Annotated in this window: 14 protein-coding genes; 10 read left to right on the plus strand and 4 right to left on the minus strand. The window is 38.9% G+C overall.

Features of this window, described 5'->3' with window-relative positions:
• Positions 1 to 132 precede the first annotated feature (132 nt).
• From PGN18_RS07590 to PGN18_RS07600, 3 genes are read left to right on the plus strand one after another with little or no spacing between them, the layout of a single operon-like run.
• Entirely contained in the window at positions 133 to 3234 is a 3102-nt protein-coding gene (locus PGN18_RS07590; protein WP_335318841.1) for a SusC/RagA family TonB-linked outer membrane protein, read from the plus strand.
• Between the two features lie 16 nt (positions 3235 to 3250).
• On the plus strand, positions 3251 to 4840 hold the full coding sequence (locus tag PGN18_RS07595; RefSeq protein WP_335318842.1) for a RagB/SusD family nutrient uptake outer membrane protein: 1590 nt from the start codon (positions 3251 to 3253) through the stop codon (positions 4838 to 4840).
• Between the two features lie 7 nt (positions 4841 to 4847).
• The gene (locus PGN18_RS07600; protein WP_335318843.1) at positions 4848 to 5633 is read left to right on the plus strand and encodes a DUF4397 domain-containing protein; all 786 of its coding nucleotides are present in this window, start codon (positions 4848 to 4850) and stop codon (positions 5631 to 5633) included.
• A gap of 137 nt (positions 5634 to 5770) precedes the next feature.
• Here the strand turns inward: PGN18_RS07600 and PGN18_RS07605 are convergent, their stop codons facing one another.
• Positions 5771 to 6373, minus strand: coding sequence for a porin family protein (locus PGN18_RS07605; RefSeq protein WP_335318844.1), 603 nt, complete (start codon positions 6371 to 6373; stop codon positions 5771 to 5773).
• Between the two features lie 246 nt (positions 6374 to 6619).
• On the opposite strand from PGN18_RS07605, the gene PGN18_RS07610 reads away from it, so the two are divergent.
• The 5 genes from PGN18_RS07610 (at position 6620) to PGN18_RS07630 (ending at position 14285) form a co-directional block, all read left to right on the plus strand.
• Entirely contained in the window at positions 6620 to 6835 is a 216-nt protein-coding gene (locus PGN18_RS07610) for a hypothetical protein (protein ID WP_010599278.1), read from the plus strand.
• A gap of 64 nt (positions 6836 to 6899) precedes the next feature.
• Positions 6900 to 7781, plus strand: coding sequence for a prolyl oligopeptidase family serine peptidase (locus PGN18_RS07615; RefSeq protein ID WP_335318845.1), 882 nt, complete (start codon positions 6900 to 6902; stop codon positions 7779 to 7781).
• Positions 7782 to 7940: 159 nt separating this feature from the next.
• Complete coding sequence (locus tag PGN18_RS07620; RefSeq protein ID WP_335318846.1) at positions 7941 to 9632, plus strand: S41 family peptidase; 1692 nt, start codon at positions 7941 to 7943, stop codon at positions 9630 to 9632.
• 22 nt (positions 9633 to 9654) lie between these two features.
• On the plus strand, positions 9655 to 10980 hold the full coding sequence (locus PGN18_RS07625) for an alpha-L-fucosidase (RefSeq protein WP_335318847.1): 1326 nt from the start codon (positions 9655 to 9657) through the stop codon (positions 10978 to 10980).
• A 698-nt stretch (positions 10981 to 11678) separates the two neighbouring features.
• The gene (locus PGN18_RS07630; protein WP_335318848.1) at positions 11679 to 14285 is read left to right on the plus strand and encodes a glycoside hydrolase family 2 protein; all 2607 of its coding nucleotides are present in this window, start codon (positions 11679 to 11681) and stop codon (positions 14283 to 14285) included.
• Positions 14286 to 14544: 259 nt separating this feature from the next.
• Here PGN18_RS07630 and PGN18_RS07635 read toward each other — a convergent pair whose 3' ends face one another.
• The 3 genes from PGN18_RS07635 to PGN18_RS07645 form a co-directional block, all read right to left on the minus strand.
• The gene (locus PGN18_RS07635) at positions 14545 to 14871 is read right to left on the minus strand and encodes a 2Fe-2S iron-sulfur cluster-binding protein (RefSeq protein WP_025141835.1); all 327 of its coding nucleotides are present in this window, start codon (positions 14869 to 14871) and stop codon (positions 14545 to 14547) included.
• A 36-nt stretch (positions 14872 to 14907) separates the two neighbouring features.
• On the minus strand, positions 14908 to 15918 hold the full coding sequence (locus PGN18_RS07640) for an NAD(P)/FAD-dependent oxidoreductase (protein WP_113951684.1): 1011 nt from the start codon (positions 15916 to 15918) through the stop codon (positions 14908 to 14910).
• Positions 15919 to 16259: 341 nt separating this feature from the next.
• Positions 16260 to 18386 carry a prolyl oligopeptidase family serine peptidase gene (locus PGN18_RS07645; protein WP_335318851.1) on the minus strand — a complete coding sequence of 709 codons (2127 nt, stop codon included), beginning with the start codon at positions 18384 to 18386 and terminating at the stop codon, positions 16260 to 16262.
• Between the two features lie 56 nt (positions 18387 to 18442).
• Between PGN18_RS07645 and PGN18_RS07650 the strand changes: the two genes are divergently transcribed.
• Positions 18443 to 18919 (plus strand): hypothetical protein, encoded by a 477-nt coding sequence (locus tag PGN18_RS07650; RefSeq protein WP_335318853.1) that lies wholly within the window; start codon positions 18443 to 18445, stop codon positions 18917 to 18919.
• Between the two features lie 270 nt (positions 18920 to 19189).
• Positions 19190 to 19939 carry a UDP-2,3-diacylglucosamine diphosphatase gene (locus PGN18_RS07655; RefSeq protein WP_335318854.1) on the plus strand — a complete coding sequence of 250 codons (750 nt, stop codon included), beginning with the start codon at positions 19190 to 19192 and terminating at the stop codon, positions 19937 to 19939.
• Positions 19940 to 19950: the final 11 nt, after the last annotated feature.

The following is a 19950-nucleotide window of genomic DNA, read 5'->3' on the forward strand; positions in this document are numbered from 1 at the left end:
GTTTGTTAAATTGTTTTTTTATTCCAAAACATTTATGATATTAGCATTAAAATGCGTTATTATGCGTGTTTTGGCAAACTACTATTAACTAACTACAACTAACAAAACAATCATTTTCTTAACAGGCAGTTTATGAAAAAAAAATTACTACTAATTTTTATTGGTACGTTTTTGTTGCTGGCCCATGCCTTTGCACAACAAATAACCGTTACCGGTAAGGTTACGTCGGCCGATGGCCCTATTCCAGGTGTTTCTATCCGGGTGAAAGGAAGCACTGTGGTTGCACAAACCAATGCAGATGGAAATTATTCCATCAAAGCCTTAAAAACCGATGTACTTACTTTTACTTACATTGGTTACGCTACAGTTGAAAGAACAGTAGGAAACAATACTTCTTTAAATGTAATACTTCAGGGTAACGTGAATTCCCTTAATGAAGTTGTAGTTACGGCTTTAGGACAACAAGTTTCCAGGAAAGCGCTTGGAACTGCTCAACAACAAGTTAAAGGCCAGGATTTAGCCGATACCCAACGTGAGAATTTTGTTAATGCCTTACAAGGGCGTGTTGCAGGTGTTGAAGTCACAAGTTCATCTGGGGTTCCGGGCGCATCTTCATCTATCACTATTAGGGGAGTAAGTTCTATTAGTGGAAGTAACCAGCCGTTGTTTGTGGTAGATGGTTTGCCTATTGATAATAAGACGTTAAATACGAGTGCATTTTATTCTGATAATAGCTCAACTACTGCATTTTCTAATAGAGGAGTCGATTTCACCAACCGGGCAGCTGATATCAATCCCGAAGATATTGAGAGTCTCGTGGTTTTGAAAGGTCCTGAGGCTGCGGCATTGTATGGAATTGACGCAGCAAATGGAGCAATTGTAATCACCACCAAGCGCGGTAAATCGGGTAAAGGATCAATCAACTATAGCAATAGCTTTCGCTTAGAAAAAACACGCGCCAAACCTGAAATACAAGGTGTTTATGGCTTGGGTACAAATGGTATTGCCGGGCCAGGAACGCTACAATATTTTGGACCTGCCTATGCTCCTGGCACCGTTTTATACGATAATATTGACGGTTTCTTTCAAACTGCGCTCACTCAAAAGCATAATCTATCTTTTGATGGTGGTGGCCAGGATATGAGCTATAGGATTTCTACATCTTATACAGCACAAAATGGGGTTGTACCCAACTCTAATTATGATCGGTTTACCTTAAATGGATCAACAAATGGCAAATTAAACGATTGGATGAAGGTGGATTTATCCATGACCTATACTTATGCCTTAAATAATCAGCCTTTTAAAGGATCTGGTGGTCCGTTAATTGGATTGCTTTTGTGGCCACAGGAAGATGATGCCAGAAATTATCTTACCGCCGCCGGTACAAGAAGGAGATTTACAACGGCTACGGATTTAACATCTGAAATTGAAAATCCTTATTTTAACGTAAACAAGAACAAAATTAATTCTGTCCAAAATAGAATAACCTCTAACTTTGGCTTTACCATTACACCAGCTAAATGGCTTAATTTAAAATCGAATATCGGTTTCGACGTATACTCAAACAAAAATTTACTGTTGAGTCATCCGGAAAGTTCAAGGGGATTTAATAAACAGGGTATTATGGATGTTGCCAATGACAATACCCGAAATGTTAACATTCAGAACTTACTAAATTTAACGAAACAGAAAATCACCTCTGATTTATCTATTGATGCGACATTAGGTAATGCCATACAAGATTTAAGATCTAATATTGACGCCCAATACGGCGAAGGCTTTTTAGATCCAAACTTTATTTCAATCAATAATACCACTACAACACTGAGGAACGCAAAGTCGTCCATTTCGCAAAGAAGATTATTTAGTTTGTTTGCCCGCGCAACTTTAAATTATAAAGATTATCTCTACATCACCGCTACAGGCAGAAATGACTGGACATCAACTATTCCTATCGGAGCAAATTCATTCTTTTATCCTTCTGTGTCTGGTAGCTTTGTATTTACAGAAGTCCCGGCTTTTAAAGAAGCATTAAGTGCAGTATTTACCTCAGGTAAGTTAAGAGCTGCATTTGCGAATGTGGGTAAAGATGCCAGGCCTTACAGTTATATTCCATCATTAGAAAGTAAAACCACCGTTGGTGGAGGATTTGGTTATGGTTTTACAGGACCAAATTTGGCCCTACGACCTGAATTTGCAAGTTCGTATGAGGTAGGAACAGAATTGGCTTTCTTTAAAGATAGATTGGGACTGGATTTTACTACTTACCGCAAAGAAACCTCCGATCAGATTGTTAACGATATCAGAGGAAGTTACGCTACCGGATATGTACTATTTAATTTAAATGGTGCTAAAACCAGAAGTGAAGGTATTGAAGTAACGCTGCGTGGAACACCGATTAAAACAAAAGATTTTAGCTGGAATGCACTGGTAAACTTCGAAAGTGCGAGAGCAAAGGTTTTAAGTTTGCCAAATGAACTTCCGGAATCTTATGTTTCTGATACCAATGTGTATGGCACCATTAGAAATGGCGCAACACCAGGTTATTCAACAAGATCGTTAACCGGAACTTTCTACTTAAGGAATGATAGGGGAGACATTTTAATTAATCCGGTATCTGGATTACCGGTTAGGTCGTCAGTAGTTATTCAAGGGCCTGGGAAGGGATATGACAGGCAGCCTGATTTCTCCATTGGTATTACCAATACTTTTACTTATAAAAACTTTGCACTATCATTCTTATTAGATATCAGAAAAGGTGGCGATGTGCTTAATGCTACGCAAAGTTTTCTTACACAAAGAGGTTTAAGCACCATGACACTGGATAGGTTAACGCCTAGAATTGTAACGGGTGTTATCCAGGATGGTAAAGAAAATAGTGCAAATCCTACTATCAATAATATTTCAGTAACTCCGTTTTATCAAAATACCTACTATACTAATTTAAGTGAAGAGCTTTTTATCGAAAAAGACATAAACTGGATTAGGTTGAAAGATGTAACCCTGCAGTACAGGTTACCACAAACTATTTTTAGCAAACAAAATTTCTTTAGAAGTGCCAGTGTTTTTGTAACAGGTACCGATTTATTTTTGATTACTAATTATTCAGGATTAGATCCGGTTGTTAATGGAAATACAGCAGCGGTTGGTGGTTCTGGTTCCGCTGGAATAGATTACGGTAATTTTCCGGTACCAATAGGATTAAACTTTGGTATTAAAATTGGCTTATAATAAGGAGAAATAACAAATGAAAAAGATATATATACTATTAATATTAGGGAGTCTTATTTCTACAAGTGGATGTAAGAAATTCTTGGATGTAAATACAAATCCAAATGCACCACAGTCGGTGGAGGCTAACTTGTATTTGTCGCCAATGTTACATTGGATGGCTTCGGCACCACAGTTTGATGGAATTTATATTGGCCGTTACACGCAAAACCTGGCTTCTACAGCCACTCAGGATCTGTGGGAAAGACATGGTAATAACCAGGGTGGTACGGCTCCCGATCAAGGTGGCCAAATATGGAGAACAACATATTTTGATTTTGGACAGAATTTAATCGACATGACCAGTAAAGCCGAAAGCCAGCAGCGTTGGGATTTATTAGGAGTGGCACAGATTCTGAAAGCCTGGGGTTGGCTTACTGCTACAGATTGCAATGGCGAAATTATTATTAAGGAAGCATTCGACCCAAATAAGACCTCTTTCAGGTATGATTCGCAAGAATTCGCTTATCAAGAAACGTTAAGGTTAATAGATGCTGCAATTGCCAATTTGAATAGAACGGATGGTGCGGTAAATGAGGCTTATTTAGGTAAGACTGATTTTATTTATAGGGGAAAACGTGCTTCATGGATAAAATTTGCATACGGTTTCAAAGCGATTGTTTTAAACCATTACTCTAATAAAACATCGCTTTATAAACCAGACGATGTTATTGCTGCGGTTGATGCCTCTTTTGTAGGAAATGCTGATGATGCTTTAATTCCATATGCAGGAACAGCCAACGACGATGCTAACTTTTTATCTGCAACCAGAAATAACATAGGTACCCTTAGGCAGACCAAATTTATCTTATCATTAATGGATGGTACCGTTTTTACAAGTGTTGTTGATCCAAGGATGAGCAGAATGCTAGCGCCATCTCCGGATGGTTCATATAGAGGTTTAGAACCCACCTTAGGCGTGGGTGCATTAACTACAACTCAACAACCATTAAACCTTTGGGGTTATGCTTCTCAGGCAGCAGCCAACGCTTCGGCAACTACCCCGGCAAGGTATTTATTCGCCCGTAAAAATAAATTTCCTGTCATTACTTATGCTCAATTACAGTTTATCAAAGCTGAAGCAGCATATAAAAAAGGAGATAAAGCAACAGCATTAGCGGCATATAAAAATGCTGTTTCAGCTCATTTCGATTTTGTAAATGCAAGAAATACCGATGACGGGCAAACACCAACGCAAATAACTGCAACAGAAAAAAGTAACTACCTTGCTTCGCCGCTGATTATACCTGTAAATCCAAACGATTTAACCCTTTCACAGATTATGTGTCAGAAATACATTGCGCAATGGGCTTGGGGCCATTTAGAACAATGGACAGATTTAAGAAGATACCACTATACAGATAAAGATCCTGTTACTGCAAATCAGGTTTTTATAGGGTTTACTATTCCTACCGTGCTTTTTCCAGATAACCAAACCAAGGTAGTGCAGCGAATGCGCCCAAGGTTTAATTCGGAATATGTTTGGAATAGGGAAGGGCTTAATGCAATAGGCGGCCTTGCAACCGATTATCAAACTAAAGAAATGTGGATAACAACACCCCAATAATTAAATTATGAATAGAAAATATATCATATTGGCAGTACTACTGCTATCAGCTATAATTTTTTCATGCAAGAAAAACGCTGTCCAGGAAATTTCAGTACCAATAAGTGGTGCTCAATTGAAGTATTTTAATTTTGCACTCAATTCGCCCGTAGTGAACTTTTATGCTGGAAATACAAAAGTTACTGCTGCAAGTTCTACAACTGGTGTAGAAAGTGGAACTGGAGGTGTAGCATTTGCAAGTGTTTACCCATCAACAAATTCGTATACAATTCTTGCCCCGGGTACTTACGATTTCACCGCCCAGCGTCCGAGCACTGCAACCGTAGATCCTAGCCTGGTAATTGCAACGTTAAACAAACAAGTAGCAGATGGTAAGAATTATTCGATTTATTTATCTGGCCTTTATAACACTACAACTAAGAAAACAGATGTTTTTGTGGTTGATGATGTATTACCGGCTATAGATACATCAGGTGCTTATGTGCGTTTTGTTCATGCCTCTTATAATGCAAATCCCTTCGATTTGGTACTGAAAAATACAACAACTTCAGTTGAAACAACAGTAGCCACAAATGTAGCTTATAAAAGCGCTTCAAATTTTGCCAAGGTCCCACAAGGTGTTTACGATTTAATACTAAGGTATACGGGTACAACAACAAATATTGTAGTTAGAACTGGCGTAAGTGTTACCAAATCCAATACTTATAGTTTCAGTTTGAGAGGAGATATCACATTGCCTTATACAGGTACTGCAGTTAATCGGCCTTTTATTGATAATACGCCAAATAGGTAAAAAAACAAAAAAGCAACCTTTTCTGTGGGATAAAATTTCGATTTGGAAAAGATAAATCTTTATCAATCAGGAATAGCTTAAGTGGCTTTGATCTAAAATAAGCGCCAGAGAAAAAATAATCTGGCGCTTATTTTAGCTTACAAAATCTTAAATCCTAAACTTAATTGAAACAAGTTAGGCTTTTGCGTATACTTTTCGCTTTTGCTGATGTTTGATAAACCAGCTTCGTAGCGTAAATCGACCGAAATGCTACCCACATCTACACCTGCGCCAGCTTGTAAGCCCAATGCCTGGTTTTTGTAATTGCTAAAATCTGTTGCTTGTTGATAAGCAGAACTAAAAGAAGAATTTTCATCCAAAACAAATGAAATAACCGGACCGGCCATTAAGCGGAAGTTCAAATTTTTAGCGCCAAATTTTGTTCCCAATAAAACTGGAATATCCAAAGTGGTGAATTTTACTTTTCCTTCTGCAGACACTTCGTTGCCATTATCTTGTTGAATGCTGATAAATTTATTACCCTTACTACCAATATAAGCCTCGGGCTGTACATAAAAACTGCTGCCACCGATACGTGCCCATGCACCAATCTGATAACCCAATCGGTTTTCTTCACTTGCAAAATCTGCATTTAACTTGGCCAAATTTACACCTGCCTTAACCCCCAGGTTAAAAGTTTGTGCATTTGATGTCGCCCAACCCAGGGTCAGGAAAACAATAGAGAAAATGATTTTTTTCATGTTGTTTAATTTGTTTTTTGGTTGTGATACCAAAACAGCGCGCAAGAGAATTTGATGTGTGTTTCTGTTCTCATGGTTTCTTTTAATATCTCCCGCGGTCTTCTGTTCTGGGATCTGGTTTTATAACGCGCTTTTAACACAATTATCGTGCAAATTTTTTAGCGAATATTTACTTTTTTTATTCCATTACATAAAAAGGTATCAACCTCGCAAATATTTTTTACTTTTGCATCAAATAAATATGCCATGGCTAATTTTCAACTTACTTCCGAAACCGCATTTAAGGTAAAAACTAAATTTTTAAGGAAATACCGCGATTTGGCGAATGAGCCTTTGGAATTTACACCTGGCAAAGAAGATCAGTTGGTTGAAGATTTAATGCGTTTGGTAAAACGTGACCGTACCTACATCGAATTTACGATCCAAAAAGCACTTGCCGATACTAAGGGAAATAGGCTTTAATATTTTTTAGCATATCATTTTTGTTCAAACTTTATGTTGGCAATTTAAGTACGTAAGCCGTTCCATGTATTTTGCCTTTGTTATCCAACGTAATACTTTTATATCCGCATTTCTACTTTGGTTAGTTGCACTTTCAGCAACGGCACAACGCCGGGTATTTAATGATACTTCCCCGGATAGTTTGATTTCAGTACAGGTTCGAAAACAGTTAAATGATTTATCTGTCAATGACTACCTTAAGCAAACTTTCAGTAAAGGAGACCGATCGGTTAATTATAGATTGCTATTGCCAGTTGCACAAAGGAATCAGAAAAAGTATCCGCTGGTTATTACATTTCATAACTCAACAAGGCTAGGTACAGATAATGAAAGGCAATTGGAGCCCTTAGCCAGGATTTGGCTACGCCAAGATATACGCCAGAAGTACCGGGCATTTGTCATTGCACCACAGTTTCAAACACGTTCATCAAATTATTATCCCGATTCAGTACAACATTGCTTAATCTCAAAACCGTCTGAAGATGTATATCTATTATTCGATTTGATCCGAGAGGTAAAAAGTAGGTATCCCCAGATAGATACAAACCGCATTTATCTGGTCGGTTATTCTATGGGTGCATCTACGGCACAAAACCTGATGAATATGGCTCCTAAAACCTTTGCTGCCATGGTCTCTATTGCTGCCATTCCTGATTTTGTTAATATAAAAGCGCTCAGTCAAAAACCGATCTGGTTAATTCATGGCCGGCAGGATCACGATAATCCTTACGAGGGAAGCGAGTATTTATATCGTGCGTCAAAAGGTAATCATAATCTATTGTTTACTACTTACAATAAACTAGATCATAATCTCATTACCATTCCGTTATTGCTTTCGCATCAAATACCAGCCTGGTTGTTTTCGCAGCATAAAAAAAAATATACCGCTCGGCGAAGTTTGTATTAACCCTTTTATTGCGTAACGCTCAATTTACGCACTACTTCCTCAAGCCGTTTTTTATATTTATCGCTTTTTGTACATTTACATGGTCTACAATTACTAAATAATCTTTCAAAAAGGCGTTAATCTGTTTATCTGCAACATTGAAATTAAAACAAAAGGGGAATGAAGAAACTAAAATACGGTCTTTTAGCAGTTGGATTTGGGGTGGCTGTTTTATCTTTTTCGTTTAAAGAAGATTTATTCCTGGTATCTAAAAACCTCGATATCTTTGCGTCGCTCTACAAAGAAATCAACATCAACTACGTTGATGATACCAATGCTCCTCAATTGATGAAAACCGGTATTGATGCCATGTTAGATAGTTTGGATCCCTATACCGAATATGTTCCCGAATCTGAAATTGAAGATTATAAGTTGAAATATGTGAGCACACAATATGGCGGTATTGGGGCCAGCACTGTTTTTATTGATGGAAAACTGTTTATTAACGATGTGAGTGAAGGTTACCCAGCCAATAAAAGTGAGATCAAAGCAGGCGACCAGGTGGTGAGCATTAACGGAATTGCGGTGAAGGGAAAAAATCGGCAGGAAATTAGTCAGCTGCTACGTGGCCCAAAAGGCACACCGGTAGATTTGCTGGTAGTTAGAGAGGGTAGGGAAATAACCAAAAAACTGTTAAGAGATGAAATCAAACAGCCTAACGTTTCTTATTCAGGAATGGTGGGCGATGGGATCGGTTATATCAAACTCGATAAATTTTTAGAAAACTCTGGACAGGAGGTTAAAGACGCTTTATTGGCCATACAAAAAGAAAATCCAAAAGGAGTCGTTTTAGATTTAAGGAATAACGGTGGAGGTATTTTGCAGGAAGCCGTTAAAATTGTGAACCTTTTTGTGGATAAAGATCAGCTTATTGTAACCCAAAAAGGCAAAAATGCAGAGAAAACCATTGCCTATAAAACACTTTCAACTCCGGTTTCTACTTCTGTTCCGTTGGTAGTGCTTGTAAATGGAAATTCGGCCTCGGCTTCAGAAATTGTGGCTGGTGCCTTGCAGGATTTAGACCGTGCCATTGTAATTGGTCAGAGGAGCTATGGTAAGGGCTTGGTTCAGCAAACTTTCAATCTGCCTTACAACAGCTTGGTTAAAGTAACTGTTGCTAAATATTATACGCCTTCTGGCAGGTGCATCCAAAAGCTGGATTATGCCCATAAAAATGCTGACGGTGTAGCCGAGCGTTTTGCCGATTCAACCATGGTGATGTATCCAACCAAAGCAGGCCGGAATGTATACAGCGGCAACGGCGTTTACCCAGATATTGTGGTGGATGCAGCCAAATTAAGCCCGATTACCATTTCGATGATCAATAAGAACCTATTCTTTAATTATGCCAATCAATACAGGAAAGAAAAACCAACATTAGCTTCGGCCAAAGCTTTCCAGCTTTCGGATGCAGATTATGCCACATTCTCCAATAGCCTTGCCGATAAAGACCTGTCCTATCAAAGCCGTACCGAAAGGTTACTTTCTGATTTGCGTGCAGAGGCCGAAAAGGAAAATAAATCTGCAGAAGTAAAAACCGATCTCGAAAATCTTAAATATAAACTTACTTCTTCCAAAAAAACTGACTTGGTTAACCATAAAGCGGAAATTAAGCGGGTTTTGGAAACACAGATCGTAAGCCGTTATTTTTACGAAAAAGGAAGGATTGAGCAGAGCTTTCAATACGATAGAGAGTTGGCTGCGGCTAAAAGTCTTTTTGCCAACCAATCACAAATGTTAGCCATTTTAAAGGGTGATGGGAATTATAAGGTGATCGGAAAACCAACCAAAGCAACTGCATCAATAGATTAATCCTAAACAACCTATATTCATCATGATGAAGAAATTGACCTTGTTAGGCCTGGTGCTATTCATTGCTTTACAGTCAATGGCGCAGAATTACACACCTACAGCTGCTAATTTAAAACAAAGAGCGTGGTTTAGTGATTCACGGTTTGGCTTATTTATACACTGGGGCCCTTTCAGTATACCTGGAAGTGGCGAGTGGGTAATGAACGATAGAAAACTGACGGTTCATAATTATACCAACCTTAAAGATTTTTTTAATCCTGTTGAATTTAATGCTGAACAATGGGTGAGTGTGGCAAAAAATGCCGGGATGAAATACATCACGCTAATTACCAGGCACCATGATGGTTTTAGCATGTGGGACACGAAATATTCTGATTTCAACATCATGAATACCCCTTATAAAAAAGATATTGTAAAAATGATGGCTGATGAATGCCATAAACAGGGGATACCATTATACTTATATTATTCATTGTTAGATTGGCGCAGGGAAGATTATCCACATGAAACTGGTCGTACAGGACAACATTCCGGGCGGACCGGTAAAGGCGACTATGCCAGTTATTTGCAGTTTATGAAAAATCAATTAACCGAACTGTTGACTAATTATGGTGAAATCGGCGGAATCTGGTTCGATGGACATTGGGATCAAACCGAACCGGAAGGATCAAAAGACAGAACCTCGCGGATTAATTGGAAATACGATGAGATTTACGGTTTAATTCACAAACTTCAGCCACAGTGTATGATCGGAAATAATCACCACCTAACACCATTTCCAGGTGAGGATTTCCAGATGTTTGAACGCGATCTTCCGGGAGAAAATAAATCAGGACTAAGTTTTCAAAAGGCATCAGATAAGCTTCCATTGGAAACTTGCGAAACCATTTCCAACTCGTGGGGATATAATTTGAGCGATACCTACTACAAATCGGATAAAGAACTGGTACATATGTTGGTTAAAGCATCAAGCTTAGGTTCTAATCTCTTACTGAACATTGGTCCTATGCCGAGTGGTAAAATCCAGCCGGAGTTTCAAGATCATTTGGCGGGTTTGGGCACCTGGCTTAAAATTTACGGCGAAAGCATTTATGGTACAAAGGCAGGATTTGTTAAACCACAAAATTGGGGAAGCATTACGCAAAACGACAATAAAATTTATATCCATATTGTTGATGGGGAAACGGCATCTCTCGAGCTGGAAAATGTTCCGGTAAAGACCATTAAAAAGGCATATTTACTAGAAGATAAAAGCCCGATAAATTTTACCCTTAAAAAAGCGAAACTATCAATTGCCAAGGTGCCTGTCACTTCAGCGGCGGATCAGGTAATTGTTTTGGAACTTTGATAGTGGTAGTCAGTTTAAGCGCTGCGATTGTTATATATTTTTTATTTGTATCATCAACCCTGATCCGATAAGCTAGTATAGTGAGGTCCTGCCTCGATGACGAATTAAAACTTTGTCACCCTGAGGAATAATTTATTTTATAAAAATCAATATGATTGACAGCCCTCTTCTGAGTCGTTTTTCGAGCGGAGTGCAACGCAGTCGAGAAATCTATCGAGATAGATTTCTCCCCGCCTGTACGGGCAGGCCTGTCCGCACAGGCGGGCACTTCGCTACCGATGAAAAATCGGCACGCTTCAGTCGAATGGCGATTCTTCTATAGGATCTGTCAATGGTAACATCGTGAAGGATCTTTTATTTTACCTTAGTTTTTAACTATATAAGGCATTTAAATTACACGAGCTTAAATGTCTTGATTTTTTTATGTGGTAAAATGCGACTATTTATAATTTCGAATCGATGATTTTTCAATTGAAGTCGAATGCAATTAGTAGTCTGGTTCTTGCATATTGGCAAAATTCAATGCTTTTGCTTAATTTCAGCCACTTTCGTCCCTTTAAGTGGAATAAATGTAATACGTTTTTCTTTTAGCTATCTAATTTATCGTAAGAAATTATCAGTATCATGCAGTTCAAGAAAATCTTTAACATTCTGTTTTTAACCATTCAGTCATTCAATAACTCACTCATTCAATAGTCATGAAGAAAATCTTACTCTTTTTGTTATGCTTTTCGGCGATCATCGTCAATGCACAGCAACGATACGAGTTAAACTCGGGTTGGGTTTGTACCAATATCAAAAATGCTCAAGCTAATGGTACAGAAATTTCAAAAACCAGTTTTTCGCTTAATAGCTGGATGCCTGCAACGGTTCCTGGAACGGTTTTAACTACTTTATTGAACAATAAAAAAGTTCCCGATCCATTTTATGGAATGAATAACGAAAAAATCCCTGATGTGTATAAAATAGGCAATGATTATTATACTTATTGGTTTGTAAAAGATTTTCAGGAGCAGGCGAAGGGTAACGAACAGGTTTGGCTACAGTTTAGGGGGATAAATTATAAAGCCGAAATTTATTTAAACGGGAAAAAGGTTAATCCAAAAACGCAGGTGGGTATGCATCTTCGGGCGCAGTATAACATTACCAAATTATTATCTCCCAATGGAAAAAACAGGCTTGCCGTAATCGTTTATCCACCTGATTTTCCGGGCAACCCGAATGGGGGGCAGGGCGGCGATGGAACGATAGCTAAGGGTTTAACTACCCAATATACCGCGGGTTGGGATTGGATCCAACCCACCCGCGACCGCAACACGGGTATCTGGGATAAAGTAACCATCGAGAAAACCAAGAGCATCAACATTCAAAATCCACAAGTGATCACTCTGGTACCAGGTAAACGTTTGCCCGAAGGTAAGCAGAATCCTGCTACGGTTAAAGTTTCGGTCGAAGTAGAAAATCCGACCAATCAGCCCGTTTCAGGTACTTTACAATATCAGATTGCCGGGAAGTTGATTAAACAAACAACCACCATTGCCGCAAATAAAACGACTATGGTTAAATTTTCTGATTTACAGCTGGAGAACCCTAAATTATGGTGGCCGAGCGGATACGGTGCACAAAACCTATATGGGGTAAAAATCGAATTTATAGCGGCTAATCAGATATTGGATCAGGAGCAGCTAAAAGTGGGGGTTCGCCAGATTGACAATATCTGGAATGAGCAAACCAAAAGTATGGGCGCTTTTGTAAACGGACAAAAAATTTTTATTAAGGGTGGCAACTGGATCATCAGTGATGCCATGCTCCGTTTTAGCGATGCCCGATATGACGCAGAAGTACGTTATCATAAAGATATGAACCTCAACCTGATCAGGATCTGGGGTGGGGCGATCCTCGAAAGGCCTGAGTTTTACAATGCCTGTGATAAGTATGGATTGCTTGTTTTTCAGGATTTCTGGTTTAGTGGCGATTGTAACGGCCGTTGGGTAGACCCGATGAAAAAGGAAGACCAATGGACGCGCAGAAATTATCCTGATGACCATAATTTAACCTTATCTGCTATTGAAGATCAGATCAAAATGATCCGAAATCATGCCTCACTTGCTTTTTGGTGCGGAGGAAATGAAATTACTCCACCAGAAGATATTTTGGAGCCTTTGAAGAACGATATTCTACCACGCTTAGATGGAACCAGGAAGTTTTTCGATTTTTCTAACAGTGATGAAATGTCGTATAATTCCATTGGCGGGAACGGCGATGGTCCGTATGGCATTCAAGATATTAGAACTTTTTGGGGTACCAGAACATTTCCTTACAACTCGGAAGTGGGATCGGTAGGGGTAGGTGATTATGCTTCATTGCTTCGTTTTATTCCGAAGGAGAACCTGATTGCGCCACAATACAAAGCCAAACCCGATTCGGTATGGGATTACCATAAATACATCTCTTATGAGCAATACCTGAATCCATATGGTAAACCAAAAAATACAGAAGATTTTGCGATGAAGGCGCAACTGGCCAATTACGATCAGTACCGGGCTTTGATGGAAGGTTTCTCTAACAAAATGTGGGATTGGTACTCGGGCTCTATCATCTGGAAAACGCAAAACCCCTGGACAGCCATGCGCGGACAGATGTATGATTATTATCTTGATCCAAATGCCTGTTTATATGGCCTGAGGAAAGGAAGCGAGCCTTTGCATGTGATGATGAATCCTTTAGATAGTATGGTCACAATTGTGAACAATGGTTTTACTACGAAAAATAACCTGATGGTACAGGCAAAAGCTTATGACATGGAGGGCAAAGATTATTTTTATTCTCAGGTCTTCAATTCGGTTGGTCCATCTTCGGTGAGGCGACTTTTTCCTATAAACGAGTTCTTAGCCAAACTGGATAAAAAAGAAGGGATATTTGTATCATTGAGAATTCTAGATCAAAAACAAAATATTTTAAGTGAAAACCTTTATTGGCTGGCTGGAAAAGACGGTGAATATTCGGGCTTGAAAAACATCAAAAAGACGTCATTAAAAATTGCGGCTAACGATCGGAAAAATGGAAAAGTAGCGGTAACCTTAAGTAATGCCGCAGGAAATCCGGTAGCGTTTTTTAATCGGATTGCTTTAGTAAACGGCGATACTGGCGAACGTATACTCCCGGCTTTTTATGATGATAACTATGTGAGCATTTTACCTGGTGAAAGTAAAACAATAATTGTAGAATATACCGGAAAACAAAGTAATTTGGCGGTAGAGGTATATGGCTGGAATGTGGAAAAGCAGAAAATAGATATTCAATAATAAAAAGCCATCATTGCGAGGCACGAAGCAATCTTAAAAGCTAATTAAAAATTTGTAATTTGTTTTTTGGAAATGATGGGTTCTGTTTCAATGGCGGATGGTAGCCCTGCTATCGCTTCAAGTCCTCACTCGTTCCTCGCTCCGGTCTTTTCGCTTTATCAGGTTTAATAACAAGGGCCGCTGCTCCAAATTCTGATTTTAAACAACAAAAAATGGCGATACTTTTGATATCGCCATTTTTTGTTTATGTTTTTACAGACTAACTTACGCCGTGTAATTTTACTTTTAGTCCGTCCATATTGTTGTTTAATTGCAATTGGCAGGCTAAACGCGAATTTGGTAACAGATCAGGTAAAGTATCCAGCATGGCATACTCATCATCCGTCATTTCGTTAAGTTTTTCTTCGCCTTCCAGCACATCAACACAGCAGGTAGCACATAGAGCCATTCCGCCGCAAGTAGCCAGAATATCGTACTCTGATGCTTTTAAAAACTCCATCAGGCTTAAACCCATATCGGTTGGTGCTACATGTTCCGTAACCGAGCCATCCGGCTCCTGCATATATATATTAATGTTGTTTTCCATTTTGCTCTCTTAATTATCGCAAATATAACAGAAAGCTTAAAATTCTGAAACTCCGTTTACAGTTGTATATTTCATAGTATATTTCACACCAGGGTTCATGTAAGAATAAGCGCTATGGCTCATTAATGCAGCCTCGTGGAAACCACAAAGAATCAATTTCAGCTTGTTGGTATAAGTATTGATATCACCAATAGCATAAATACCTGGGATATTGGTTGAGTAATCATCAACATTTACTTCAATTGCACTTTTGCTGATGTTTAAGTTCCAATCTTCAATCGGACCTAATTTAGGACTCAAACCAAACAAAGGAATTAAATGATCGGCTTCAACAACTGTTTTTTCCATGGTGCGGTTCTGAACAATCTCAACTTGCTCTAACTTATCAGTTCCGTGAACGGCCTGGAGATTGCTGTTTAAAATCAAATTGATTTTTCCGCTTTCAGCCAATGCCATTACTTTTGCAACCGAATCAGGGGCACCACGGAAACTTTCGCTTCTATGCACCAAAGTTAGTTCAGAACAAACTTCTGCCAGATAAATGGTCCAGTCTAAAGCAGAGTCACCACCACCGGCAATCACCATTTTCTGGTCGCGGTATTTCTCCGGATCAAGGATCATGTAGTTCACACCTTTACCGTTTTCAAAGTTTTCCAGATTTTCTACAGCTGGTTTACGGGGCTCAAAACAGCCTAAACCACCTGCAATAACCACAACTTTAGCTTCGATAACGGTACCCATATTGGTAGTTAACACAAAATCGGCTTCACCGCGCTTTTCTAAACCTTCAATACGCTCGCCCAAAGTAAACGTTGGATGGAAAGGTTTGGCCTGCTCCATTAAGTTATCGATAAGTTCCTGAGCCAATACAGAAGGATAACCAGGAATATCGTAAATCGGTTTTTTAGGGTAAATTTCAGACAGCTGACCACCAACCTGAGGAAGGTAATCAATTAAGTGACAACGCATTTTTAATAAACCGGCTTCAAAAATGGCAAATAAACCAACCGGACCAGCGCCTATAACGGCTATATCAGTAGTGATCATTAAAGAAAAATTTGACGCAAAGTTACGAAATAATGTCTTACTAAATCAGCTATTTAGAAATATTCTAGATAATTTTGCAATCCTGTTATATTCAGTATTTTATATGCTTTCAGTTAAATTGAAAAAAAAAGTGATAAGTTTTAGTGGTTTAAAACAAATTATAATTGGTCTATAGGTTTAGTGGTCTTTGTGGTGTCCAGAATAAATTCTCATGCTGATCCGATGGCAATCGAATTTATTAAGTAGATATGATGTTTTCAATTGCCTTGCAGCTACTTCGTGGTTAGCAACTATCTACTATCGAGACCCTGAAATAAACTCGGGATAACGGCTTGCAAGTTCTACCAATTCATCCCTAAATTCTGAAATACAAAACTCCAAACATCAGTTGCTTCTTCAATCAGTTTCGTGGTGGGTTTACCTGCCCCATGCCCTGCATTGGTTTCTATTCGGATTAAAACCGGGTTTTCACCTTTGTATTTTTCCTGTAGCGTCGCTGCAAATTTAAATGAATGTGCCGGTACTACGCGGTCATCATGATCGGCGGTCGTGATTAGTGTTGCCGGATAATCCACACCGCTTTTTATATTATGCAGCGGCGAATATTTGATCAGGTAATCGAAGTCTTCTTTTTTATCGCTGGTGCCGTATTCAACTGCCCAGCCCCAGCCAACAGTAAATTTGTGATAGCGGAGCATATCTAAAACACCTACAGCAGGTAAAGCCACTTTAAATAGATCGGGCCGTTGTGTCATGCAGGCCCCAACCAGTAAACCGCCATTTGAGCCGCCCGAAATCGCAATTTTAGCAGGGTTGGTATATTTTTCTTTCACCAGGTACTCCGCTGCGCCAATAAAATCATCGAAAACATTTTGTTTTTTGGCTAACATACCACCTTTGTGCCAGGCTTCGCCATATTCACTTCCGCCACGTAAGCTTGGTTGAACGTAGATGCCTCCGCGTTCCAGAAATAACATCCTGGAAAGACTGAATCCGGGCGTTAAACTCACCTGGAAACCACCATATGCATAAAGGTAAACCGGGTTGTTACCATCCAGTTTGATGCCTTTTTTGTGTACGATAAACATGGGTACTTTTGTGCCGTCGTTTGATGGATAAAAGACCTGTTTGGTTTCGTAATCGTCTGTATTGAGCTTTAATTCTGATTTTTTATACAAACCCGACTCGGCCTTGTCTACATTGTACCGGTAAATGGTGCCAGGAGTAGTAAAATTAGAAAAAGTATAAAAAAATTCTTTATCCTCTTTGTAACCTCCAAAACCGCCAACGGTTCCAATTGCCGGTAATTTTACCTCGCCAATTTTCTTACCGCTTAAATCAAACTGAATAATACTGGTGCTGGCATCTTTTAAATAGGTAGCCCAAAGAAATCCTCCTCCAGTTCCAACACCTTCTAAAGCCAATTTAGATTCAGGGATAATTTTTTGCCAGTTTTTCGGATCTGCATTTTTGGGATCCACCAAAACCACTTGTTTGTTCTCGGCACCTAGATCGGTATTTACCAATAATTTATCGCCTACATTATCAATCACACTGTGGTTGTTTTCAAAGCCTTTGATCAATAAGTCGATTTTACTGCCCGGTATTTTTAAATCCTGATAATATAGCGCATTGCCTGAAGTACCAGCGCTTGCATAAACCACCAAAAAGTGTTCATCTTCTGTAACGGTGGCCCCCAAATATAAATTCGGATTGGTTTTGTCTTCAAAAACTAATTGGTCATGCTCCTGTTGATTGCCCAATTTGTGGAAATACACTTTTTGGGATTTGTTGGCTGCAGATAGATCTGTTCCTTTGGCAGGTTCATCAAATTTACTATAGTAAAAACCGTTGCCTTTCCAGGCTGCACCAGAGAATTTTGTCCATTTTAGCTCATCGGCTAATTTGGTTTTGGTTGCAATATCCATTACATAAATATTGCTCCAGTCTGATCCGGCCTGTGCAACCGAATAGGCCAGGTATTTTTTATCGTGCGAGAAACCGAGCAGTGAAACGGCCGCTGTTCCATCTTTGGTGAGTGTATTGGGATCAAGAAAAACTTCTTCTTTGCCATCTAGTCCTTTTTTAATAAACCAGATACTCTGGTTCTGAAGGCCATCATTTTTGGTGAAAAAATAATATTCACCTACTTTGAAGGGCGCACTTTCTTTAGGATAGTTCCATAATTCTGTTAAACGCTTTTTAATGTCGGCACGGTAAGGAATTTGCTCAAGGTAATTCTGGGTGACTTTGTTTTCGGCCACCACCCAAGTCTTTGTTTCTGCCGAGGTATCATTCTCTAACCACCTGTAAGGGTCCGCAATAGTGGTTCCAAAATAATTATCTTTTGTGCTGTCTTTTTTTGTCTCTGGGTATTTCATCAATGTTATTTTGGCTGCAGGCTTTTTGCCCTGGTTACAGGCAAACAGACTTAGTGCAAATAAACCTAATACTAATTGTTTTTTCATGGTTGTTGACTGGAGATAAATACTAATTTAGGGAATTGGCATTGATTAAGCTAGTTATGATGAATGAATATTTTGGTTTAGCTTTGTTTTTATTGGGGATTTGGACAGTGGTTTTTATCCTGATGGCTCAATCCTGGCAGTTGGCCGCCGCATTTTTACCATTTAGTGCATATCTATTACTCAATCACGCCAATTGGTCTTATCATATACTTTTTTGCCCGGTTTTGTGTTTGTTGGTTATCGATGTGCACGGGCTGCCGACAGATATGGCATGGAAAGGGTGGAAGAAATATTTACCATATCTTTTAAGTCTGCCATTTACTTTGCAATTTGTTTCTTTTGCTCCTTTTCTGTTTAAAGATAGCTCGCTGGCTTTTAGAGTTTGGTGTATATTCATCGGTATTGTGATATCTACACTTATTGGCAAAATGTGGGTAGGCGATGTAATCATGCTGCTTATAAACCGGCTAAAGGTAAAATCGGTAGCTGAAATAGAATGTACCTTTAGGAAACAAACGGCTGAACTTGCATAGCGACATATTCGATATAGGTTACAATTAAACGGAATGGAAATGCTGGAAACTTCTGGATTCCTTTATTGGTACCTTAAGTTTAGAAATGTAGAAGAAGGGGATCTGTTAAGGATCAAAATTAAGACAGGATGTTTAGGACTCGAATTTATTAGTGGATTCCCAAAGGTTGTAAATAGAAAAAATCAATCAGGCAGTTAAAAATCGCGCCTCGTTTTTATTAGTCTTTGATCTTTTTGCTTTATTCTTTTTCTCCTTAACTTTGAGGAATCCATGGCAAAAAATATTTACTTCGCTTCTGATTTCCATTTAGGTACACCCAATTATACTGAAAGCCGTGTCCGTGAAGCATGGATTGTAGATTGGCTGAATTTTATTGAACCAAATTGTGGGGAGTTATTTTTGATGGGCGATATTTTCGATTTCTGGTTTGAATACGCAAAGGTTATTCCAAAAGGATTTATCCGTTTACAAGGTAAATTGGCCGCCATGGCCGATGCGGGAATAAAAATCTATTTTTTTAAAGGCAATCATGATATGTGGGTACGCGATTATTTCACACAGGAAATCGGCATGGAAATCATCAGCGATGAACTGGTGATTGAGCGGGGTGGGAAGAAATTTTATCTTCACCATGGAGATGGCTTAGGTCCGGGAGATCATAAATACAAATTTTTGAGGAAGATTTTTAGAAGTAAAGTCTGCCAGTGGTTGTTTGCACGTTTGCACCCAAATTTAGGTATTGGTATTGCAAATGGGTGGAGTCAAGGCAGTAGGGCAGCACAAACTGAAAAAGAGGTGTTTTTAGGGCAGGATAAGGAATGGTTAGCCATTTATGCCAAAGAGCAACTGCAAAAAACGCATTTCGATTATTTTATTTTCGGACACAGGCATCTGCCGCTCGATATCGATTTAGGTAAGGGAAGCCGATACGTAAATATCGGCGAGTGGCTCAATTATAATTCTTATGGGGTTTTTGATGGGGTAGATTTAAAACTGGAATACTATAAGCCAAAACCATAAAATTTTCAAGA

The organism is Pedobacter terrae, from assembly GCF_036946585.1.
In the GTDB taxonomy this organism is placed as follows: domain Bacteria; phylum Bacteroidota; class Bacteroidia; order Sphingobacteriales; family Sphingobacteriaceae; genus Pedobacter; species Pedobacter terrae_C.